At 72.7% G+C, this 21,824-nt stretch carries 19 protein-coding genes; 16 read left to right on the top strand and 3 right to left on the bottom strand.

All coding sequences use genetic code 11. The features are described from left to right. Nucleotides 1–56 precede the first annotated feature (56 nt). Nucleotides 57–2,279, bottom strand: a complete 2,223-nt coding sequence (locus IQ279_RS24390; protein WP_206351456.1) for an elongation factor G-like protein EF-G2 — start codon at nucleotides 2,277–2,279, stop codon at nucleotides 57–59. 283 nt (nucleotides 2,280–2,562) lie between these two features. On the opposite strand from IQ279_RS24390, the gene pgsA reads away from it, so the two are divergent. The 15 genes from pgsA (at nucleotide 2,563) to IQ279_RS24465 (ending at nucleotide 18,406) form a co-directional block, all read left to right on the top strand. Next, nucleotides 2,563–3,294 (top strand): phosphatidylinositol phosphate synthase, encoded by a 732-nt coding sequence (gene pgsA, locus IQ279_RS24395; RefSeq protein ID WP_206351457.1) that lies wholly within the window; start codon nucleotides 2,563–2,565, stop codon nucleotides 3,292–3,294. After that, nucleotides 3,291–4,259, top strand: coding sequence for a phosphatidylinositol mannoside acyltransferase (locus IQ279_RS24400; protein ID WP_206351458.1), 969 nt, complete (start codon nucleotides 3,291–3,293; stop codon nucleotides 4,257–4,259). The genes pgsA and IQ279_RS24400 overlap by 4 nt, the downstream gene beginning before the upstream one ends. After that, a complete protein-coding gene (locus IQ279_RS24405; protein WP_206351460.1) occupies nucleotides 4,256–5,428 on the top strand; it encodes a glycosyltransferase family 4 protein in 1,173 nt (390 codons plus the stop codon). Before IQ279_RS24400 ends, IQ279_RS24405 begins: the two co-directional genes overlap by 4 nt. 21 nt (nucleotides 5,429–5,449) lie before the next feature. Then, complete coding sequence (locus tag IQ279_RS24410) at nucleotides 5,450–6,010, top strand: LemA family protein (RefSeq protein ID WP_206351462.1); 561 nt, start codon at nucleotides 5,450–5,452, stop codon at nucleotides 6,008–6,010. Between the two features lie 275 nt (nucleotides 6,011–6,285). Continuing rightward, nucleotides 6,286–7,215, top strand: a complete 930-nt coding sequence (gene pdxS, locus IQ279_RS24415) for a pyridoxal 5'-phosphate synthase lyase subunit PdxS (protein ID WP_206351463.1) — start codon at nucleotides 6,286–6,288, stop codon at nucleotides 7,213–7,215. Between the two features lie 106 nt (nucleotides 7,216–7,321). Further along, entirely contained in the window at nucleotides 7,322–7,915 is a 594-nt protein-coding gene (pdxT, locus tag IQ279_RS24420; RefSeq protein WP_206351464.1) for a pyridoxal 5'-phosphate synthase glutaminase subunit PdxT, read from the top strand. A gap of 69 nt (nucleotides 7,916–7,984) precedes the next feature. Further along, complete coding sequence (locus IQ279_RS24425) at nucleotides 7,985–8,737, top strand: YebC/PmpR family DNA-binding transcriptional regulator (RefSeq protein ID WP_206351465.1); 753 nt, start codon at nucleotides 7,985–7,987, stop codon at nucleotides 8,735–8,737. Nucleotides 8,738–8,875: 138 nt separating this feature from the next. Beyond that, complete coding sequence (gene ruvC / locus IQ279_RS24430) at nucleotides 8,876–9,532, top strand: crossover junction endodeoxyribonuclease RuvC (RefSeq protein WP_307792516.1); 657 nt, start codon at nucleotides 8,876–8,878, stop codon at nucleotides 9,530–9,532. Continuing rightward, nucleotides 9,529–10,164, top strand: a complete 636-nt coding sequence (gene ruvA, locus IQ279_RS24435) for a Holliday junction branch migration protein RuvA (protein ID WP_206351466.1) — start codon at nucleotides 9,529–9,531, stop codon at nucleotides 10,162–10,164. Before ruvC ends, ruvA begins: the two co-directional genes overlap by 4 nt. Nucleotides 10,165–10,326: 162 nt before the next feature. After that, entirely contained in the window at nucleotides 10,327–11,415 is a 1,089-nt protein-coding gene (ruvB, locus tag IQ279_RS24440) for a Holliday junction branch migration DNA helicase RuvB (RefSeq protein WP_206351467.1), read from the top strand. Between the two features lie 163 nt (nucleotides 11,416–11,578). Beyond that, complete coding sequence (gene yajC, locus IQ279_RS24445) at nucleotides 11,579–12,016, top strand: preprotein translocase subunit YajC (RefSeq protein ID WP_206351468.1); 438 nt, start codon at nucleotides 11,579–11,581, stop codon at nucleotides 12,014–12,016. A 115-nt stretch (nucleotides 12,017–12,131) separates the two neighbouring features. Continuing rightward, the gene (gene secD / locus IQ279_RS24450) at nucleotides 12,132–13,949 is read left to right on the top strand and encodes a protein translocase subunit SecD (RefSeq protein WP_206351469.1); all 1,818 of its coding nucleotides are present in this window, start codon (nucleotides 12,132–12,134) and stop codon (nucleotides 13,947–13,949) included. Nucleotide 13,950: 1 nt separating this feature from the next. Then, entirely contained in the window at nucleotides 13,951–15,072 is a 1,122-nt protein-coding gene (gene secF, locus IQ279_RS24455; RefSeq protein ID WP_206351470.1) for a protein translocase subunit SecF, read from the top strand. A 4-nt stretch (nucleotides 15,073–15,076) separates the two neighbouring features. Further along, the gene (locus IQ279_RS24460) at nucleotides 15,077–15,637 is read left to right on the top strand and encodes an adenine phosphoribosyltransferase (protein ID WP_206351471.1); all 561 of its coding nucleotides are present in this window, start codon (nucleotides 15,077–15,079) and stop codon (nucleotides 15,635–15,637) included. A 264-nt stretch (nucleotides 15,638–15,901) separates the two neighbouring features. Next, nucleotides 15,902–18,406: a RelA/SpoT family protein gene (locus IQ279_RS24465; protein WP_206351473.1), complete on the top strand. Its 2,505-nt coding sequence runs from the start codon at nucleotides 15,902–15,904 to the stop codon at nucleotides 18,404–18,406. A gap of 93 nt (nucleotides 18,407–18,499) precedes the next feature. On the opposite strand, the gene IQ279_RS24470 is transcribed toward IQ279_RS24465, so the two are convergent. Both IQ279_RS24470 and IQ279_RS24475 read right to left on the bottom strand, forming a co-directional pair. Next, on the bottom strand, nucleotides 18,500–19,729 hold the full coding sequence (locus IQ279_RS24470) for a DUF349 domain-containing protein (protein WP_206351475.1): 1,230 nt from the start codon (nucleotides 19,727–19,729) through the stop codon (nucleotides 18,500–18,502). A 304-nt stretch (nucleotides 19,730–20,033) separates the two neighbouring features. Next, nucleotides 20,034–20,897, bottom strand: coding sequence for a peptidylprolyl isomerase (locus IQ279_RS24475; protein ID WP_206351477.1), 864 nt, complete (start codon nucleotides 20,895–20,897; stop codon nucleotides 20,034–20,036). A gap of 195 nt (nucleotides 20,898–21,092) precedes the next feature. On the opposite strand from IQ279_RS24475, the gene IQ279_RS24480 reads away from it, so the two are divergent. Further along, nucleotides 21,093–21,815 carry an MBL fold metallo-hydrolase gene (locus IQ279_RS24480; protein WP_206351479.1) on the top strand — a complete coding sequence of 241 codons (723 nt, stop codon included), beginning with the start codon at nucleotides 21,093–21,095 and terminating at the stop codon, nucleotides 21,813–21,815. Nucleotides 21,816–21,824 lie beyond the last annotated feature (9 nt).

Here is a 21,824-nt window from a genome sequence, read left to right on the forward strand (position 1 = left end):
ATGCCAGTGCGTGCCGCGCCCGACGCCGCGGGGCTCAGCGTACCGTCACCGGGGGGTCACGCCGCGCGGCTTTCGGCCTGCCCGCGGAGCCGTTCCGCGACCTGCCGCGGCACCGGTTCGTGGCGCAGGCGGGAGCGGGTGAAGCGGCCCGTGCCGTGCGAGAGGGAGCGCAGGTCCACCGCGTAGCGGCCGATCTCCGACTGGGGGACCTCCGCGCGCACCAGGGTGCTGCCGCCAAAGACCTGCTCGGTGCCCACCACCCGGCCGCGCCGCCCCGAAAGATCGCTCATCACCGCGCCCACGTACTCGTCGGCGACCGTCACCCGCACCTCGTCGACCGGCTCCAGCAGGTGGATCCGCGCGCCGGCGGCGGCCTCGCGCAGTGCCAGGGCGCCCGCCGTCTGGAAGGCGGCGTCGGAGGAGTCCACCGAGTGCGCCTTGCCGTCGACGAGGGTGACGCGCACGTCCACCAGGGGGTGGCCGGTGGCCACCCCGCGCGCGGCCTGGGCCCGCACTCCCTTCTCCACCGAAGGGATGAACTGGCGCGGTACCGCGCCTCCCACCACCTCGTCGGCGAACTCGATGCCCGAGCCGGCCGGCAGCGGTTCCACGGTGATCTCGCAGACGGCGTACTGGCCGTGGCCGCCGGACTGCTTGACGTGCCGCCCGCGCGCGGCGGCCCGCTCGGCGAAGGTCTCGCGCAGGGCCACCCGGTGGGGCACGGCGTCGACCCGGACGCCGTAGCGGGTGCGCAGCCGCTCCAGGGCCACGTCCCGGTGGGCCTCGCCCATGCACCACAGCACCAGCTGGCGGGTGTCGGGGTTCTGCTCCAGGCGCAGGGTGGGGTCCTCGGCGGTCAGCCGGGCCAGTCCCTGGGAGAGCCTGTCCTCGTCGCTCCTGGCGTGCGCCCGGACGGCCACCGGCAGCAGCGGGTCGGGCATCACCCACGGCTCCATCACCAGCGGATCGCCCTTGTCCGACAGGGTGTCGCCGGTCTCGGCTCGGGAGAGTTTGGCGACACAGGCCAGATCGCCCGCCACGGCCTCCGGCAGATGGCGCTGCTGCCCGCCGAAGGGGCTGGTCAGGGCTCCGACGCGTTCGTCCGCGTCATGGGGCCGCCCGGTGGGGGCGCCATCGCGGTCGGTCAGGCCGTGGCCGCACACGTGCACGGGGGTGTCCGGGCGCAGGGTGCCGGAGAAGACCCGCACCAGCGACATCCGCCCCACGTAGGGGTCGGAGGAGGTCCTGATCACCTCGGCGGCCAGCGGCCCCCCGGGGTCGCACGCCAGCGGGGGCCGGGGCCGGCCGTCGGGAGCGGTGACCGGGGGCACCTCGCGTTCCTCGGGGGTGGGGAAGCCGCGGGTGACCAGCTCCAGCAGCTCCACCGTGCCCAGGCCCTGCCGGGCTCCCTCCGCGGCGGGGGCCGCGGCCAGGACGGGGTGGAACACACCGCGGGCGACGGCCTTCTCCAGGTCCCGCACCAGCGTCTCCACCTCGACGTCCGCGCCGCCGAGGTAGCGGTCCATCAGGGTCTCGTCCTCGCTCTCGGCGATGATGCCCTCGATCAGCCGGGCGCGGGCGTCGGCGATCAGCGGGAGGTGCTCGGGGTCCGGGGCGCGTTCGGCTCGCTCGCCCGCGGAGTAGTCGAGGATCCGCTGCGACAGCAGCCCGATCAGCCCGGCGACCGGCGCGTGCCCGTCGGGCCGCCCCTCCGGCGGATCCCCGTGCATGGGCAGGTACAGCGGGAGCACGGCGTCGGGGTCGTCGCCGCCGAGGACCCGCCGGCAGATGTCGGTCATCTCCCCGAAGTCCGCGCGGGAGGCCTCCAGATGGGTGACGACGATGGCGCGCGGCATCCCGACGGAGGCACACTCCTCCCACACCAGCCGGGTCGACCCGTCCACGCCGTCGGCGGCCGAGACGACGAAGAGGGCCGCGTCCGCCGCCCGCAGACCGGCCCGCAGCTGCCCGGTGAAGTCGGCGTAGCCGGGGGTGTCCAGGAGGTTGACCTTGGCGCCGTCCCACTCCACGGGGACCAGGGAGAGCTGGACCGAGCGCTGCTGCCGGTGCTCGATCCCGTCGTGGTCGGAGACGGTGGTGCCGTCCTCGACCCGGCCCGCCCGGAGCAGTGCCCCCGAGGTCTGGGCGAGCGCCTCGACCAGTGTCGTCTTCCCCGCGCCGCTGTGGCCGACCAGCGCCACGTTCCGTATGGAGCCGGGCCGGTCGGCCACCGGCGCCCTTCCCGCGGCCCCGGTGTGCGTACTCGTCCTGTCGCCCATGTCCTCCGCCTCCCGGTCCGCGCGGCTGGGTCGGATGGTCGTGTGCCGATCGCACCAGAGGTGCTCCTTCGAGCTTTCCACCGCCGCCGGAGTCCGTCCATACGTGGCGTTCGCCGGAACCATGAGTAAAAGGCGCAAAACTGGTTTTCGAGGGTGGATCGTGACCAGAAGGGCGGAAGTGGCGGCCGTCGTGACGCACCGGCGGTGCCCCGGGTGCGGCTGGCTACGATGGGCGCGCCGACGGCCCCCCGGTCGCCGGCCCACCTCGACCTCCGGGAAGGCCATGCTGAACAAGTACGCGCGTGCGTTCTTCACGCGTGTTCTCACACCGTTCGCCGCCCTGCTCCTCCGGCTGGGGGTCAGCCCCGACACGGTCACGCTCATCGGCACCGGTGGAGTCATGGCGGGGGCGCTGGCCTTCTTCCCCCGCGGCGAGTTCTTCTGGGGCACCGTCGTCATCACCCTGTTCGTCTTCTCCGACCTGGTCGACGGCACCATGGCGCGGCAGTCGGGCCGCTCCAGCCGCTGGGGCGCCTTCCTGGACTCCACCCTCGACCGCGTCGCCGACGCGGCCGTCTTCGGCGGCATCGCGCTGTGGTACGCGGGCGGGGGCGGAGACCCGGTGCTGTGCGCGGTGGCGATCTTCTGCCTGGCGAGCGGCCAGGTCGTGTCGTACACCAAGGCTCGCGGCGAGAGCATCGGCCTGCCGGTGAACGTCAACGGCCTGGTCGAGCGCGCCGAGCGGCTGGTGATCACACTGGTGTGCGCCGGGCTCGCCGGGTTCGAGACCACCTTCGGCGTCCCGTACATCGGGATCCTGCTGCCCGTCGCCCTGTGGGTGGTGGCCGCGGGCAGCCTGGTGACGATCCTGCAGCGGATGGTGACGGTCCGGCGGGAGGCCGCCGAGGCCGACGCCGCCCCCGCCCGGGGAGGAGCCGCCTCCACCGGGGGCGGGGCCACGGAGCCGGGACGCGACGGGGCCACCGCGACCGAGCGGGGAGGCGGCAGCTCATGAGGGAGCGGATGACCGACGCCCTGTACGGGCTGGGCTGGGGCGCGGTCAAGCGCCTCCCCGAACCCGCGGCCGCGGTCCTGGGCCGCGCCGTCGCCGACGCCGCCTGGCGGCGCCGGGGTCAGGGGGTACTGCGCCTGGAGGCCAACTATGCCCGGGTGGTCCCCGGAGCGGGCCCCGAGCGGCTGGCCGAACTGTCCCGCGCGGGGATGCGCTCGTACCTGCGCTACTGGATGGAGTCCTTCCGGCTGCCGGTGTGGGACGCGGCGCGCATCCGCGACGGTGTCGAGGTCACCGACCTGAACCGGCTCACCGACACGCTGGGCTCCGGCCGCGGCGTGGTCCTGGCGCTGCCGCACATGGGCAACTGGGACCTGGCCGGCGCCTACCTCACCACCGGCCTGGGCATCCCGTTCACCACCGTCGCCGAACGCCTCAGACCCGAGACCCTGTACGACCGCTTCGTCGCCTACCGCGAGGGCCTGGGCATGGAGGTGCTGCCGCACACCGGCGGAGCCGCCTTCGGCACCCTGGCCCGGCGGCTGCGGGCGGGCGGGCTGGTGGCACTGGTGGCCGACCGGGACCTGTCCTCCTCCGGCGTCGAGGTCGACTTCTTCGGCGAGCCGGCCCGGATGCCGGCCGGCCCGGCCATGCTGGCGCTGCAGACCGGGGCCGCGCTGCTGCCGGCCTACCTGTGGTTCGACGAGACGCCCGTGATGAAGGGACGCGTCCTGCCGCCGGTCCAGGCGCCCGCCGAGGGCACCCGCAGGGAGAAGGCCGCCGCCATGACCCAGGCGGTGGCGGACGGCTTCGCGGCGGGCATCGCCGAACACCCCGAGGACTGGCACATGCTGCAGAGACTGTGGTCGGCGGACCTCGAGCCGCGGACCGGACCGGGGACCGGGCCGGAGACGGGACAGGGCCCGGCCGGCTCGGGCCCGGCCGGCCGGGAGGCGGGGAAGCGGTGAGGATCGGCATCGTCTGCCCCTACTCCTGGGACGTCCCCGGCGGTGTCCAGTTCCACATCCGGGACCTGGCCCAGCACCTCACGGGCCTCGGGCACGAGGTGTCCGTCCTCGCCCCGGCCGAGGAGGAGACCCCCCTGCCGCCGTACGTCGTACCGGCCGGGAGGGCCGTCCCCGTCCCGTACAACGGCTCGGTCGCCCGGCTGAACTTCGGCTTCCTGTCGGCGGCGAGGGTGCGCCGCTGGGTGCACGAGGGCGCCTTCGACGTCCTGCACATCCACGAACCCGCCACGCCCTCGCTCTCACTGCTGGCCTGCTGGGCGGCGCAGGGGCCGATCGTGGCCACCTTCCACACCTCCAACCCGCGCTCGCGGGCGATGATCGCCGCCTACCCGATCCTGCAGCCCGCGCTGGAGAAGATCAGCGCGCGGATCGCGGTCAGCGAGTACGCTCGCCGCACCCTGGTCGAGCACCTGGGCGGGGACGCGGTCGTCATCCCCAACGGCGTGGACGTGGGCTTCTTCGCGGACGCCGGGCCCAAGGCCGAGTGGCAGGGCCGCGACGGCGGGAACACCATCGGCTTCATCGGGCGCATCGACGAGCCCCGCAAGGGGCTTCCCGTGCTGATGAGGGCGCTGCCGCGGATCCTCGCCGAACGCCCCGGCACCCGCCTGCTGGTGGCCGGGCGCGGCGACGAGGAGGAGGCCGTCGCCGGCCTGCCGCGCGAGCTGCGCGACCGCGTGGAGTTCCTGGGCATGGTCAGCGACGAGGACAAGGCGCGGCTGCTGCGCAGCGTGGACCTGTACATCGCCCCCAACACCGGCGGCGAGTCCTTCGGCATCATCCTGGTGGAGGCGATGTCCGCCGGGGCCCCGGTGCTCGCCAGCGATCTGGACGCCTTCGCCCAGGTGCTGGACGGGGGAGAGGCCGGCGAGCTGTACGCCAACGAGGACGCGGGCGCGCTGGCCGCCGCCGCGGTGCGCCTGCTGGGCGACCCGCGCCGCCGCGCGGAGCTGCGCGAGCGCGGCGGCCGCCATGTACGCCGCTTCGACTGGTCCACCGTCGGCGCGGACATCCTGTCCGTCTACGAGACCGTCACCGACGGCGCCGCCTCGGTCGCGCCGGACGAGCGGGCGGGGCTGCGGGCCCGGCTGGGCCTGGCCCGGGACTGAACCGAGGGGAACCTTCCGACCGTGACCACCACGATCGTCTGGATCGCGGCCGCGCTGCTGCTCGTCGCCGTCTACCTGAGCTGGACCGCCGGACGCCTGGACCGGCTGCACGCCCGGATCGACGCGGCCCGCGCCGCCCTGGACGCGCAGCTGCTGAGGCGTGCCTCCGTCGCGCAGGAGCTGGCGACCGCGGGAGTGCTGGACCCGGCCGCCTCCATCGTCCTGTACCAGGCCGCCCACGACGCCCGGCAGGCCGAGGAGGAGCATCGGGAGGTCGCCGAGAGCGAGCTCAGCCAGGCCCTGCGAGCGGTGTTCGCCGAGGGCGCGCAACTGGAGGCGGTACGGGCGGCGCCCGGCGGTGAGGCGACCGCCGAGGAGCTGGCCGCCGCGGTGCGCCGGGTGCCCATGGCGCGGCGCTTCCACAACGACGCGGTGCGGGCCGCCCGCGCGCTGCGCCGCCACCGCAAGGTGCGCTGGTTCCGGCTGGCCGGGCACGCCCCCTTCCCGCTGGCCTTCGAGATGGACGACGAGCCGCCGGCGGTCCTGGCGGACCGGACGGGCCCGCTCAGGGAAGGCCACTGACTTTTGATTGGCCCTTTCGTGAGGGCCGGTTGTTCCGTTTCATCGGCTCTGTAGCAGGGATCACCGTGAACTGGACCGGGCGACGAGCCCTCCGGGGAATCGAACTGGCCTACGATGGGTTCACCGTACGGCTGCCGCGCCCACCCGCGCGAGCAGCCCGGGCCGCCCGTCGGCCGGTGCCGTACGCCGCCGTCCAGCGTCCCGGCCGGTCCCGGACCGTCCGGCCCGTCCGGCCCGTCCTAACCACTGTCACCGTCGCCGAGTGAGGTCGCACCTTGTCCACCACGCCTTCCAGCACGCCCGAAACCGCCTCCGCGCCGGCCCCCGAGACCGGCACCGCGCGCGTCAAGCGCGGCATGGCCGAGCAGCTCAAGGGCGGTGTGATCATGGATGTGGTCACGCCGGAGCAGGCGAAGATCGCCGAGGACGCCGGCGCCGTCGCGGTCATGGCGCTGGAGCGGGTGCCCGCCGACATCCGCAAGGACGGCGGTGTGGCCCGCATGTCCGACCCGGACATGATCGAGGGGATCATCGACGCCGTCTCCATCCCGGTGATGGCCAAGTCCCGCATCGGCCACTTCGTCGAGGCCCAGGTACTCCAGGCGCTCGGCGTGGACTACATCGACGAGTCCGAGGTCCTCACCCCGGCCGACGAGGTCAACCACAGCGACAAGTGGGCCTTCACCACGCCCTTCGTCTGCGGCGCCACCAACCTGGGCGAGGCCCTGCGCCGGATCGCCGAGGGTGCGGCCATGATCCGCTCCAAGGGCGAGGCCGGCACCGGCAACGTCGTCGAGGCCGTCCGCCACCTGCGGCAGATCAAGAACGAGATCGCCCGTCTGCGCGGCTACGACAACAACGAGCTGTACGCCGCCGCCAAGGAGCTGCGCGCCCCCTACGAGCTGGTCCGCGAGGTGGCCGAGCTGGGCAAGCTGCCGGTCGTGCTGTTCTCCGCCGGCGGTGTGGCCACCCCGGCCGACGCCGCGCTGATGCGCCAGCTCGGGGCCGAGGGCGTCTTCGTCGGCTCGGGCATCTTCAAGTCCGGCGACCCGGTCAAGCGCGCCGCCGCCATCGTGAAGGCCACCACCTTCTACGACGACCCCAAGGTCGTCGCGGACGCCTCCCGCGGCCTGGGAGAGGCCATGGTCGGCATCAACTGCGACACCCTGACCGAGGCCGAGAGGTTCGCCGGCCGCGGCTGGTGACCCGCGGCGCGCACCGCGCCCCCTCGGCCCGGGCGGCCCGCGCACCGCGGGCCGCCCGGGCCCGTACCGCCCGTCCGTCCCGTCCGTCCCCGAAGAGGTGCGCCCCGTGACCACCCCCGCCATCGGAGTCCTCGCCCTCCAGGGCGATGTCCGCGAACACCTCGCCGCGCTGGAGGCGGCCGGCGCCGAGGCCCGCACCGTCCGCCGGCCCGAGGAACTGGCCGGGGTCGACGGCCTGGTGATCCCCGGCGGCGAGTCCACCACCATCTCCAAGCTGGCCACCGCCTTCGGGCTGATGGAGCCGCTGCGCGAGCGGGTCCGCTCGGGCATGCCGGCCTACGGCTCCTGCGCGGGCATGATCATGCTCGCCGACAAGATCCTCGACCCCCGCTCCGGCCAGGAGACGGTCGGCGGGATCGACATGATCGTGCGCCGCAACGCCTTCGGGCGGCAGAACGAGTCGTTCGAGGCGTCCGTCGACGTCGCCGGGGTCGGGGGCGGGCCGGTCGAGGGCGTCTTCATCCGCGCGCCCTGGGTGGAGTCCACCGGCGCGGACGTGGAGGTGCTGGCGGTCTTCGAGGCCCACCCCGTCGCCGTGCGGCAGGGCTCCCTGCTGGCCACCGCATTCCACCCCGAACTCACCGGGGACCACCGCGTGCACCGGCTCTTCACCGGGATGGTGCGCTCGGCCGCACGGTGATCCGCCGGTGTCACCGGCTGTAGTATCGGCCCGTTGATTCCCCTGTTGGCGACATGAAGGAGCGAGGCTGTGTCCGGCCACTCCAAGTGGGCAACCACCAAGCACAAGAAGGCCGTGATCGATGCCAAGCGCGGCAAGCTCTTCGCCAAGCTGATCAAGAACATCGAGGTCGCGGCCCGGCTGGGCGGCGCCGACCCCGATGGCAACCCCACCCTCTACGACGCCATCCAGAAGGCGAAGAAGAGCTCCGTCCCCAACAACAACATCGACCGTGCGGTCAAGCGGGGCGCGGGCCTGGAGGCGGGCGGCGCCGAATACCAGACGATCATGTACGAGGGCTACGGCCCCAACGGTGTCGCGGTCCTGATCGAGTGCCTCACCGACAACCGCAACCGCGCGGCCTCCGACGTGCGCGTCGCCATGACCCGCAACGGCGGCTCCATGGCCGACCCGGGCTCGGTGTCGTACCTGTTCAACCGCAAGGGCGTCGTGATCGTCCCCAAGGGCGACCTGACCGAGGACGACGTGCTCGCCGCCGTCCTGGAGGCGGGCGCCGAGGAGGTCAACGACCTCGGCGAGTCCTTCGAGGTCCTCAGCGAGGCGAGTGATCTGGTCGAGGTGCGCACCGCGCTGCAGAAGGCGGGCATCGACTACGACTCGGCGGACGCGAACTTCGTCCCCACCATGCAGGTGGAACTGGACGAGGAGGGCGCCCGCAAGATCTTCAAGCTGATCGACGCGCTGGAGGACAGCGACGACGTGCAGAACGTCTTCGCCAACTTCGACGTGTCCGACGACGTCATGGCCAAGGTCGAGGCCTGACCCGGTCTTCCGGGCCTCCGAGCCCGAGCCGGGGCCCGGTGCCGGCCCTCTTCCGTGTCGCCCTCCGGCGTTGTCGGTGGCAGCCGATAGCCTGCGGGAACAGGTGATCGAACGACCAGTGGACGGAAGGGGGCCGCGGTGCGCGTGCTCGGCGTGGACCCGGGGCTGACCCGCTGCGGCATCGGCGTGGTGGAGGGGACGGCCGGCCGGCCGCTGCGGATGGGCGGGGTCGGCGTCGTGCGCACCCCCGCCGACGCGGATGTCCCCGACCGCCTGGTGCTCGTCGAGCGCGGCATAGAGGAGTGGCTGGAGGAGCACCGGCCCGACGTCGTCGCCGTGGAGCGCGTGTTCAGCCAGCACAACGTCCGCACCGTGATGGGCACCGCGCAGGCCAGCGCGGTCGCCATGCTCTGCGCGGCCCGGCGCGGCCTGCCGGTCGCCCTGCACACCCCCAGCGAGGTCAAGGCCGCCGTCACCGGCACCGGCCGGGCGGACAAGACCCAGGTCGGTGCGATGGTCACCAGGCTCCTGCGGCTGGACGCCCCGCCCAGGCCCGCCGACGCCGCCGACGCCCTGGCACTGGCCATCTGCCACATCTGGCGCGCCCCCGCCCAGGACCGGCTCCAGCAGGCCAGACTCCAGCAGGCCCGGCAGCAGCTCCACCGCCGGCGGGCCCACACCGCCCGGGCGGCCTCCGCGGCGTCGGCTGAAGCGGAACCGGCCCCGGCACGCGGGGCCGCGCCACTCGCGTCGCCCGCCCGGCGAACCCAGCGCACCCCGAAGGACAGCCGATGATCGCCTTCGTATCCGGACCGGTCGCCGCCCTCTCCCCGGACACCGCCGTGATCGAGGTCGGGGGAGTGGGCATGGCCCTCCACTGCACCCCCGCCACCCTCGCCGATCTGCGTGTCGGTGAGCACACCAGGCTGGCCACCTCCCTGGTGGTCCGCGAGGACTCCCTGACGCTCTACGGCTTCGCCGACGACGACGAGCGGCAGGTCTTCGAACTGCTCCAGACGGCCAGCGGCGTCGGCCCGCGGCTGGCTCAGGCCATGCTCGCCGTCCACAGCCCCGACGCGCTGCGGCTGGCGGTCTCCACCGGGGACGAGAAGGCGCTCACCGCCGTGCCGGGCATCGGGAAGAAGGGTGCGCAGAAGCTGCTGCTGGAGCTGAAGGACAGGCTCGGCGAGCCGCTTGGTGCCGGGGCCGCCGCGGCCGGGCGGGGCCCCGGCCCCGCCGCGGGCGAGCCCGGCTGGCGGGAGCAGCTGCACGCCGCCCTGGTGGGTCTGGGCTACGCACCCCGCGAGGCCGAGGACGCGGTCACCGCCGTCACCCCGCAGGCCGAGGCGGTGCTGGCCGAGGGCGGCCGGCCGCCGGTGCCCCAGCTCCTCCGCGCCGCCCTGCAGACCCTCAACCGCGCACGCTGAGACGCCGGGCCGGCCGCCGCGGCGGCCGGCCCGGCGACGGACCGACGAGAGACCGACGATGACGCCGCACTCCCCGCCCCGTCCACGTACCACGGACCGGATCCCCGCCCCGGCCACCGCTGCGGCCACCGCCCCGGCGGCCGGCATCCAGGGGAGGCCGTCATGACCCGGGACGACCACCACGGCCACGCCGGAGGAAGCGCCGAGCGCCTGGTCGGAGCCGCCGCCGACGGTGAGGACACCGCCGTCGAGGCCGCGCTGCGTCCCAAGGACCTGGCGGAGTTCGTCGGCCAGTCCAAGGTGCGCGAACAGCTCGACCTGGTGCTGCGCGCCGCCCGCGCTCGCGGCGGCACCGCCGACCACGTACTGCTCTCCGGCGCCCCCGGCCTGGGCAAGACCACCCTGTCCATGATCATTGCGGCGGAGATGGGCGCCCCCATCCGCATCACCTCCGGCCCGGCCATCCAGCACGCCGGGGACCTGGCCGCGATCCTCTCCTCCCTCACCGAGGGCGAGGTCCTCTTCCTCGACGAGATCCACCGCATGTCGCGTCCCGCCGAGGAGATGCTCTACATGGCGATGGAGGACTTCCGCGTCGACGTCATCGTCGGCAAGGGCCCCGGTGCCACCGCCATCCCCCTGGAACTGCCGCCCTTCACCCTGGTCGGCGCCACCACCAGGGCCGGTCTGCTGCCGCCGCCGCTGCGCGACCGCTTCGGCTTCACCGCCCATATGGAGTTCTACGAGCCGGCCGAGCTGGAGCAGGTCATCCACCGCTCCGCACGGTTGCTGGACGTGGAGATAGACGCCGAGGGCGCCGCCGAGATCGCCGGCCGCTCCCGCGGCACCCCCCGTATCGCCAACCGGCTGCTGCGCCGGGTCCGCGACTACGCCCAGGTCAGGGCCGACGGCCTGATCACCAGGGAGATCGCGGGTCAGGCGCTCGCGGTCTACGAGGTGGACGAGCGCGGCCTGGACCGGCTGGACCGTGGGGTGCTGGACGCCCTGCTCAGGCTGTTCGGCGGCGGCCCGGTCGGCCTGTCCACACTGGCGGTCGCGGTGGGGGAGGAGCGTGAGACGGTGGAGGAGGTCGCCGAGCCGTTCCTCGTCCGCGAGGGGCTGCTGGCCCGCACCCCCAGGGGCCGGATCGCCACGCCCGCCGCGTGGGAGCACATGGGGCTCACCCCGCCCCGGCAGCCGCCGGCGTCCGCACCGGGCGGTCCGGGCCAGCCCGGTCTCTTCGGATCGTGACGGCGTGCGAACTCGCCCTTCGCGGAACCTCAGTGCGATGCTTGACGTTGTTCCCCAGGCGCGGGCTCGCTTAGACTCCGCCGATGCCCTCCGTCCCGGAGGGCATGACCACCCCCGAATACCAGGCCGCTCCCCAGCGGTCGTGTGAAGGAAACCTTCCGCCGTGGATATTGGACTTCTCCTCCCCTTCATCATCCTCATCGGGGCCATGCTCCTGATGACGCGCTCGGCCAAGAAGAAGCAGCAGCAGGCCGTGCAGATGCGCGACCGGATGGAGCCAGGCACCGGCATCCGTACGATCGGTGGCATGTACGCGTTGGTGAAGGAGGTCCACTCCGACACGGTCCTCCTGGAGGTCGCTCCGGGCGTGCACGCGGTCTACGCCAAGAACGCCGTCGGCGCCGTGCTGGAGGCCGACGAGTACGAGCGCATCGTCAACGGCGAGGACCACGACGCGGACGCCCCCGTCGTCCCGGACGACGCCTCCTCGCTGGTCTCCGACGGCGGTGTGGACAAGACCGACCTGAGCAAGACGGACTCCTCCGCCGACGAAACGGAGACCGGGGACGCCAAGCGGAAGGGCGACAACGACTCCAGGTGAGTCGCCCCGCCGCCGGCCCCGACGGGCCCGGCGGCACCGCATGTCCTTACGACCACTTCGCGCGCCGCGCGGCGACCATTCGAGCGCGGGCGGTTGGACAGGGAGACACGAGAAGGTGGCAGCACCGAAGAAAGGTCGCAGATCACCGGGCACCCAGGGACGGCCGTGGCGTCCCCTGGCGCTCATCCTGGTGGCGATGGTGGCGCTCACCGGAGGCATGTTCCTCTCCGGGCACACCACGCCCCGCCTGGGCATCGACCTCGCCGGCGGCACGAGCATCACGCTCACGGCCAAGGCCCAGCCCGGCAAGGAGGAGGCGATCAACGAGACCAACATGAACACCGCCGTCTCCATCATCGAGCGGCGGGTCAACGGTCTGGGCGTCGCCGAGGCCGAGGTGCGGACGCAGGGCGCCGAGAACATCGTCATCAACATCCCGCGCGGCACCGACGAGAAGCAGGCCCGCGAGCAGGTCGGCACCACCGCCCAGCTCGCGTTCCGCCCGGTCCTGACCGTCGCGTCCGGGGCCCCGCCCCAGCCGGACCCTTCGGCGAGTCCGTCCGGCGCCGCCGGTGAGAAGGACGAGAAGGCGGAAGGCACCGAGAAGGCCGAGGAGGCGACGGACGGCGAGAAGTCCGGCGACTCCTCCACGACCCCCTCGCCCGAGGCCTCCACCCAGGGCCGCGCCGTCACCGAGGACCTGCTGGCCGACGGTTCCCAGTCGCCCACCCCCTCGGCCTCCGGGTCCGAGGAGAAGGCCGACGAGCCCGCCGCCCCCGAGCCCTCGCAGCCCGCCCCGGCGCCGGACGCCGGCATCCCGGCCGATCTGCAGAAGAAGCTCGACGCGCTGGACTGCACCACCGACGAGGGCCGCTCCGAGGCCGGCCGGGCCGCCGCCCAGGCGGAGAACTCCGAGTCCGTCGCCTCCTGTGACGAGAGCGGGCTGTACAAGTACGGGCTCGGCCCCGTCGCCGTCCCCGGCACCGACGTCACCGACGCCGCCGCCCTCTTCGACGACCAGCGAGCCCAGGGCTGGATCGTCACCATGGAGTTCGACTCCGACGGCGCCGAGAAGTTCGCCGACATCACCGAGGAGCTCTCCACCCAGGCCGAGCCGCGCAACCAGTTCGCGATCGTGCTGGACGGCCAGGTCGTCTCCGCCCCCCGCGTCTCCGAGCGGCTCGGCGGCGGCAGCGCCGAGATCTCCGGCAGCTTCAACCAGCAGTCCGCCGAGGAACTGGCCAACATCCTCTCCTACGGCGCCCTGCCGCTCTCCTTCGAGGAGAGCAACGTGACCACCATCTCGCCCACGCTCGGCTCCGAGCAGCTCAAGGCGGGCCTGATCGCCGGAGCCATCGGTCTGGCGCTGGTCGTCGCGTACCTGATCTTCTACTACCGGGTGCTGGCGCTGGTGGCGATCTCCAGCCTGGTGGCGGCGGCCGCTCTCACCTACGTCATCATGGCCCTGCTCGGCCCGGCCATCGGCTTCGCGCTGAGCCTGCCGGCCATCTGCGGCGCCATCGTGGCCATCGGCATCACCACGGACTCCTTCATCGTCTACTTCGAGAGGATCCGCGACGAGATCCGCGAGGGCCGCTCCGTCCGGGCCGCCTTCGAGCGGGCCTGGCCCAGCGCCCGCCGGACCATCCTGGTCTCCGACGTGGTCTCGATCATCGCCGCGATCGTGCTGTTCATCGTCTCGATCGGCTCCGTCCAGGGCTTCGCCTTCGTGCTCGGCCTGACGACGGCGCTGGACCTGGCCATCGTCTTCCTGCTCACCAAGCCGATGATGACGATCATGGCCGGCCGCAGGTTCTTCACCAGCGGCCATCCGTGGTCCGGACTCGACCCGAAGCGGCTCGGAGTCACCCCGCCGCTGTACCGGGGCCGCCGCGCCGTGGTCGCCGCCCCCGCCGAACCGAAGGAGGCCTGAGATGTCGCGATTCGGTGATCTCGGCGGCAAGCTGTACCGCGGCGAGGCCAGCTACGACTTCGTCGGAAAGCGGAAGCTCTGGTACGGCGTCACGCTGCTGCTGATGCTGATCTCCCTGGTGGGCCTGGGGGCCCGGGGCCTGTACATGGGCATCGAGTTCCAGGGCGGTGCCGTCTTCACCACCCCGCCCACCCAGATGTCGATCGAGGACGCCCGCGAGACCGCCCAGGAGGTCTCCGGGACCGAGCCCCGTATCCAGGAACTGGGCAGCGGCGCGCTGCGCATCCAGGTCACCGGCCTGGACAACGAGCAGTCGGAGAAGACCCGCGCGGCCCTCGCCGACGAGCTCGGGCTCGAGACCCAGCAGCTGGACACCGAGCTGGTCGGTCCCAGCTGGGGCGACCAGATGAGCAGCAAGGCGATCCAGGGCCTGGTCGTCTTCCTGATCCTGGTCAGCGTCTACCTGGCCATCGCCTTCGAGTGGCGGATGGCGGTGGGCGCCATGGGCGCCCTCATCCACGACCTGGTCGTCACCATCGGCGTCTACGCCATCGTCGGCTTCGAAGTGACCCCGGGCACGGTGGTCGGCGTCCTGACGATCCTCAGCTACTCGCTGTACGACACGGTGGTGGTCTTCGACAAGGTCAAGGAGAAGACCCGGGGCCTGCTCAAGCAGAACCGCCACACCTACGGCGAGCTGGCCAACCTCGGCATCAACGCCACCGTGGTCCGCTCCGTCAACACCTCGGTAGTCGCCCTGCTGCCGGTGGCCGGACTGCTGTTCATCGGCACCGGCCTGCTCGGCGGCGGCATGCTCAAGGACATCTCGCTGTCGCTGTTCATCGGTCTCACCGCCGGTACGTTCTCCTCCATCTTCATCGCCACCCCGATCGTGGTGGACCTCAAGCTCCGCTCGCCGGAGATCAAGGCCCACGACCGGCGGACGCTGGCCAAGCGGGCCAAGGGCGGCGACGGGGCCGAGGACGCCGAGGAGCCGGGCGGGAGCGCGGGAGCCGGTGCGCGTCCGTCCGCGGAACCCACCGCAGCGGCCGCCGGATCCGTCGGCGGGCCCCGCTCGCCGGAGTCCGGCAGCCGCGGGCGCCCCTCCGGAAGGCGGCGGTGATCCGATGATCTCCGTCACGGCCGACTTCGAGGGGCTGCGCGGCCTGCTGCTCAGCAGGATCCGCGACGTGCCCGACTACCCCAAGCCGGGGGTGCTGTTCAAGGACATCACCCCGCTCCTGGCCGATCCCGAGGCCTTCACCGCCCTCACCGACGCGCTGGCCGGCCTCGCCCGGGAGCGCGGCGCCACCAAGGTGGTGGGCCTGGAGGCGCGCGGCTTCATCCTGGCCGCCCCGGCGGCGGTGCGGGCGGGCCTCGGCTTCATCCCCGTGCGCAAGGCGGGCAAGCTGCCCGGCGCCACCCTGTCGCAGGCGTACGAGCTGGAGTACGGCAGCGCCGAGATCGAGATCCACGCCGAGGACCTCAGCCCCGAGGACCGGGTGCTGGTGATCGACGACGTGCTGGCCACCGGCGGCACCGCCGAGGCTTCGCTGCGCCTGATCCGCCGCTCCGGGGCGCGGGTCGCCGGGGTCGCGGTCCTGATGGAGCTGGGCTTCCTGCCCGGCCGGACCAGGCTGGAGGCCGCGCTGGAGGGCGCTCCGCTGGACGTGGTGATCACCGTCTGAGAGCAGCCGGTGCCACTGCGGCACCGATTTCGCGCAGGGGACGGCCCGGAGCACTCCGGGCCGTCCCCTGCGTCGCGTCCGGCCCCCGGCCTGTGACACCCTCGAAGGCATCCGGCGCCCGCCCCGACACCCGGCGCCGCCCCGCACCGGCGCCCGGTTCGTTCCGGGGCAGGGGTGGATACCATGGCAGTCCGGCCTGTTCCCGGCCGGAACCGCCCTCCGTACGCCGCCGCCGGCGAGGAGGGGCCCACCGAGGAGTTGCCCTTGCCAGACGAGGCCAAGCCGCTCACCGCAGCGCAGCAGCAGGACGCCGGCAGGCCGGCGAAGCCCTCCGCTGCGGGCGCCACCGCGGCCGGGAAACGCGGCGGTACTCCGAAACCGTCGCCGTCCACCGCCGCGCCGGCGGGCGGGAAGCGCGACGACGCGGCCTCCCGGGAGAAGGTCTCGGCCACCCGCGCCGTCTCGGGCGTCTCCGGGCGCTCGGGCTCCTCCAACCGCGTCCGCGCCCGCCTGGCCCGCCTGGGCGTCCAGCGCTCCAGCCCCTACAACCCAGTGCTGGAGCCGCTGCTGCGGATCGTCCGGAGCAACGACCCCAAGGCCGACACCGCCACGCTGCGGCAGATCGAGCGCGCCTACCAGGTCGCCGAGCGGTGGCACCGCGGGCAGAAGCGCAAGAGCGGCGACCCGTACATCACCCATCCGCTGGCCGTCACCACCATCCTCGCCGAGCTGGGCATGGACCCGGCCACCCTGATGGCGGGCCTGCTGCACGACACGGTCGAGGACACCGAGTACGGCCTGGACACCCTGCGCCGCGACTTCGGCGACCAGGTGGCCCTGCTGGTGGACGGCGTCACCAAGCTGGACAAGGTCAAGTTCGGCGAGGCGGCCCAGGCCGAGACGGTCCGCAAGATGGTCGTCGCCATGGCCAAGGATCCGCGGGTGCTGGTCATCAAGCTCGCCGACCGCCTGCACAACATGCGCACCATGCGCTACCTCAAGCGGGAGAAGCAGGAGCAGAAGGCCCGCGAGACGCTGGAGATCTACGCTCCGCTCGCACACCGCCTGGGCATGAACACCATCAAGTGGGAGCTGGAGGACCTCGCCTTCGCGATCCTCTACCCCAAGATGTACGACGAGATCGTCCGCCTGGTCGCCGAACGCGCGCCCAAGCGCGACGAGTACCTGGCGACCGTCATCGACGAGGTCCAGGCCGACCTGCGCGGCGCCCGCATCAAGGCGACCGTCACCGGCCGCCCCAAGCACTACTACAGCGTCTACCAGAAGATGATCGTGCGGGGCCGCGACTTCGCCGAGATCTACGACCTGGTGGGCATCCGCGTCCTGGTCGACACCGTCCGCGACTGCTACGCGGCTCTGGGGACCGTCCACGCCCGGTGGAACCCGGTGCCGGGGCGGTTCAAGGACTACATCGCGATGCCCAAGTTCAACATGTACCAGTCGCTGCACACGACTGTCATCGGGCCCGGTGGCAAGCCGGTCGAGCTGCAGATCCGCACCTACGACATGCACCGCCGCGCCGAGTACGGCATCGCCGCGCACTGGAAGTACAAGCAGGAGGCCGTCGCCGGCGCCTCCAAGGTCCGCACCGACGCGCCCGCGAAGAAGGGCGACGCCGTCAACGACATGGCGTGGCTGCGGCAGCTGCTGGACTGGCAGAAGGAGACCGAGGACCCGGGCGAGTTCCTGGAGTCGCTGCGCTTCGACCTCTCGCGCAACGAGGTCTTCGTCTTCACGCCCAAGGGCGACGTCATAGCGCTCCCGGCGGGCGCCACCCCCGTGGACTTCGCCTACGCCGTCCACACCGAGGTCGGCCACCGCACCATCGGCGCCCGCGTCAACGGGCGCCTGGTGCCGCTGGAGTCCACCCTGGACAACGGCGACCTGGTGGAGGTCTTCACCTCCAAGTCGCCCGGCGCCGGCCCCTCCCGCGACTGGCTGAGCTTCGTGAAGTCGCCGCGTGCCCGCAACAAGATCCGCGCCTGGTTCTCCAAGGAGCGCCGCGAGGAGGCCATCGAGCAGGGCAAGGACGCCATCGTGCGGGCCATGCGCAAGCAGAACCTGCCGATCCAGCGCATCCTCACCGGCGACTCCCTGGTCACCCAGGCGCACGAGATGCGCTACCCCGACATCTCGGCGCTCTACGCGGCCATCGGCGAGGGCCATGTCTCGGCGCAGAACGTCGTCCAGAAGCTGATCCAGGCCATCGGCGGCGAGGAGGCCGCCAACGAGGACATCGCCGAGACCGCCCCGCCCATGCGCCGGCGCGCCAAGCGGCGCTCCAGCACGGACCCGGGCGTGATCGTCAAGGGCGTGGAGGACGTTTGGGTCAAGCTGGCCCGCTGCTGCACCCCCGTGCCAGGCGACCCGATCCTCGGGTTCGTCACCCGCGGCAACGGGGTCTCCGTCCACCGCGCCGACTGCGTCAACGTCGACTCGCTCTCGCGCGAGCCGGAGCGGATGCTGGAGGTCGAGTGGGCGCCGACCCAGTCCTCGGTCTTCCTGGTCGCCATCCAGGTCGAGGCGCTGGACCGCTCCCGGCTGCTGTCGGACGTCACCCGCGTGCTGTCCGACCAGCACGTCAACATCCTCTCCGCGGCCGTCCAGACCTCCCGGGACCGGGTGGCCATCTCCCGCTTCACCTTCGAGATGGGCGATCCCAAGCACCTCGGGCACGTGCTGAAGGCGGTACGCGGGGTGGAGGGCGTCTACGACGTCTACCGCGTCACCTCGGCCCGCCGTTCGTAGCCCGGCACGGACAGCCCCGCACGGACACGGGGGCGGCCCCGGCACCTTCATCCTCGAAGGCGCCGGGGCCGCCCCGTCACGCGTTCCGCCTCCTCAGCCGCTGAACTCCCGCAGCCCCTTGAGGGCCTGGTCCAGCAGTGCCTGCCTGCCCTCCAGCTCCCGCTCCAGCTTCTGGGCCTTGGCGGTGTTGCCGGAGGCGTGGGCCTTGTCGATCTGCGCGCGGAGCTTGTCCACGGCGTCCTGGAGCTGGCCGGTCAGCCCCTCCGCCCGCGCCCGGGCCTCGGGGTTGGTACGGCGCCACTCGGCCTCCTCGGCCTCCTGGATCGCCCGCTCCACCGCGTGCATCCGGCCCTCGATCCCGGCCCGGGCGTCCCGGGGCACATGGCCGATGGCGTCCCAGCGCTCGTTGACCGCGCGGAAGGCGGCGCGGGCCGTCCTCAGGTCGGTGACCGGGAGCAGCCTCTCCGCCTCGGCGGCCAGCTCCTCCTTGCGGGCCAGATTCTCCCGCTGCTCGGCGTCCCGCTCGGCGAAGACCTCGCCGCGGGCGGCGAAGAAGACGTCCTGGGCACCGCGGAAGCGCTGCCACAGCTTGTCCTCGTGCTCGCGCTGGGCCCGGCCCGCGGCCTTCCAGTCCTGCATCAGCTCGCGGTAGCGGGCGGCCGTCGGGCCCCAGTCCGTCGAACCGGACAGGGCCTCGGCCTCGGCGACCAGCTTCTCCTTGCGCCGCCGGGCCTCCTCGCGCTGCGCGTCCAGCGAGGCGAAGTGGGCCTTGCGTCGCTTGGAGAAGGCCGAGCGGGCGTGCGAGAAGCGGTGCCACAGCTCGTCGTCGGACTTGCGGTCCAGCCGGGGCAGGCCCTTCCAGGTGTCCACCAGGGCGCGCAGCCGCTCCCCGGCGGCCCGCCACTGGTCGCTGGCGGCGAGTTCCTCGGCCTCGGCGACCAGAGCCTCCTTGGCCTTGCGCGCCTCCTCGGCCTGCCGGGCCCGGGCGGCTTTGCGCTCCTCCCGACGGGTCTCGATCAGCTCGGTGAGCTGGTCCAGCCGCCTGCCCAGGGCCTCCAGATCGCCCACCGCGTGCGCCTGATCGACCTGCTGCCGCAGGTGCTCGACGGCGGCCAGGGCGTCCTTGGCCGACAGGTCGGTGGTCCTCACCCGGCGCTCAAGGAGGTCGATCTCCACGACCAGGCCGTCGTACTTGCGCTCGAAGTAGGCCAGGGCCTCCTCGGGGGCTCCGGCCTGCCACGAGCCGACGGCCTTCTCACCGTCGGCGGTACGCACGTAAACGGTCCCCGTCTCGTCGACGCGGCCCCACGGGTCGCTGCTCACAGCGCCTCCTCCACATGATGCCGACGGGAGGTGTGCGCTCCCCGGCATCGTCCACAGTTGTCATACGGCCGCCGGCCGGATGCGACCGGCCCGGCCGGAGGGTCTGCCCGACCGTCGGCGCAGGCACCCCCTACAACGCCAAACATAGGCGACCGGTGCCCGCCCTGTCCGCATCCCGGGCGACCGAAATCCGCTCCCGGGACTGCCCGGAGCGACTGCCCGGACCGCCCGGAGCGACTGCCCGGACCGACCGCCCGCCCGGACCGACCGCTCCGGGCACGGACGGGGCACCGGCCGCCGTGGATCAGCTCTTGCGCACCGTCGCCCTGTCGATCACCACGGTCGCGTTCGGCTTGGTGTTGCCCGTCTGCGGGTCCGGCGTCATACCGGCGTCGGCGATCTTCTTCAGCACGTCCATGCCCTCGGTGACGGTGCCGAAGGGGGTGTAGTCGGGGGGAAGCTGGCTGTCCTGGTAAACCAGGAAGAACTGGCTGCCGCCGGTGTCCCGGTTCTCCTTGGTCTGGGCGTTGTACCGGTTGGCCATGGCGACCGTGCCCGCGGGGTAGGTGCCCTCCTTCACCTTCGGGTCGTCGAGGTTCTCGTCCGGGATGGTGTAGCCGGGCTGCTGGACCTTGCCGTCCTTCGACATACCGGTGCCGGTGCCGGTCGGGTCGCCGCACTGCAGCACGTAGATGCCCTGGTCCACCAGGCGGTGGCACGGGGAGTGGTCGAGATAGCCCTCACCGGCCAGGAACTCGAAGGAGTTCACGGTGCGCGGAGTCTTGGCGGCGTCCATCTCGATCTCGATGTCGCCGCAGGTGGTCTCCAGCTTCATCGTGTAGGTGGCCGAGGTGTCGATCGACATCTTCGGCTCCTTCTTCCAGTGCTTCCCGCTCGGCTCGCCCTTCGCCGGCTTCTCGCACGGGTCCGGGGCCTTGCTGGTGGGCGGGGTGGAGGGCTCGGCGGAGGCGTTGTCGGTCTTCTCGTCGTCCGCCGCCAGGCCGCCCGCGGCCGCGTATGCGCCGCCGGCCGCCAGGACCAGGGCCAGACCGCCCGCGATGGAGGCGTTGCGGATCCGCCCCTTGCGCCGTGCCTCGGCCCGCCTCTGCTGCTGACGCAGGTACTTCTCGCGGGCGAGCTGCTTGCGCCGCTGCTCACTGCTGACCACGGATCGTCTCCTTCGAATCCTTCGGGGCGTTCTGTACGAGGCGTGCGTACGCACACGTGTGCCACAGCTTGGGCCGTACGGTATACGGGATACGGGTTCGCGGGCTCCGTCTCGTCGCCGGTAGGCTCTGTAACCGCTGCCGGCGGCCGGTTTCGACGGCCGCGGCATCCCCTGCCGGACGACCGAAGGACGATCGTGCTCATTGCCGGGTTCCCCGCCGGGGCCTGGGGGACCAACTGCTATCTGGTCGCCCCCGCCGCCGGCGAGGAGTGCGTGATCATCGACCCGGGCCACCAGGCCGCCGAAGGCGTCGAGGAGGCCATAGCCAAGCACCGCCTCAAGCCGGTCGCCGTCGTCCTCACCCACGGCCACATCGACCACGTCGCCTCCGTGGTCCCGGTGTGCGGCGCGCACGGTGTGCCCGCCTGGATCCACCCGGAGGACCGGGAGATGATGAGCGACCCCGAGAAGTGGCTGGGCCGCTCCATCGGGCAGCCGCTGATGGGCGAGCTCTCCGTGGGGGAGCCGGACGACGTGGAGGAGCTGGCCGACGGCGCCGTGCTGTCCCTGGCCGGGCTGGAGCTGACCGTCTCGCACGCTCCGGGCCATACCAGGGGGTCGGTGACCTTCCGGACGCCCGAGCAGGCCGACGTCCCGCCGGTGCTGTTCTCGGGTGACCTGCTGTTCGCCGGCTCCATCGGACGCACCGACCTGCCCGGCGGCGACCACGCCGAGATCCTGCGGTCGCTGGCACGTGTGTGCCTGCCGCTGGAGGACTCGACCGTGGTGCTGTCCGGCCACGGCCCCCAGACCACCATCGGCCGCGAACGCGCCACCAACCCGTTCCTGCGGGAGGTGGCCGCCGGCGGCCCGTCCGGTACGGGAGGCGGCACCACCGCCCCGCGACGAGGAATGTGACGACGAAGA

It is taken from the genome of Streptomyces verrucosisporus, from assembly GCF_017114865.1.
Lineage (GTDB): Bacteria > Actinomycetota > Actinomycetes > Streptomycetales > Streptomycetaceae > Streptomyces > Streptomyces fenghuangensis.

Bases quoted from the DNA above. Each gene is read 5' to 3' on its own strand.
- secF (WP_206351470.1), top strand. From the start codon at position 13,951: ATGTCGCGATTCGGTGATCTCGGCGGCAAGCTGTACCGCGGCGAGGCC.
- pgsA (WP_206351457.1), top strand. From the start codon at position 2,563: ATGCTGAACAAGTACGCGCGTGCGTTCTTCACGCGTGTTCTCACACCG.
- ruvB (WP_206351467.1), top strand. From the start codon at position 10,327: ATGACCCGGGACGACCACCACGGCCACGCCGGAGGAAGCGCCGAGCGC.
- IQ279_RS24400 (WP_206351458.1), top strand. From the start codon at position 3,291: ATGAGGGAGCGGATGACCGACGCCCTGTACGGGCTGGGCTGGGGCGCG.
- ruvA (WP_206351466.1), top strand. From the start codon at position 9,529: ATGATCGCCTTCGTATCCGGACCGGTCGCCGCCCTCTCCCCGGACACC.
- IQ279_RS24390 (WP_206351456.1), bottom strand. From the start codon at position 2,279: ATGGGCGACAGGACGAGTACGCACACCGGGGCCGCGGGAAGGGCGCCG.
- IQ279_RS24460 (WP_206351471.1), top strand. From the start codon at position 15,077: ATGATCTCCGTCACGGCCGACTTCGAGGGGCTGCGCGGCCTGCTGCTC.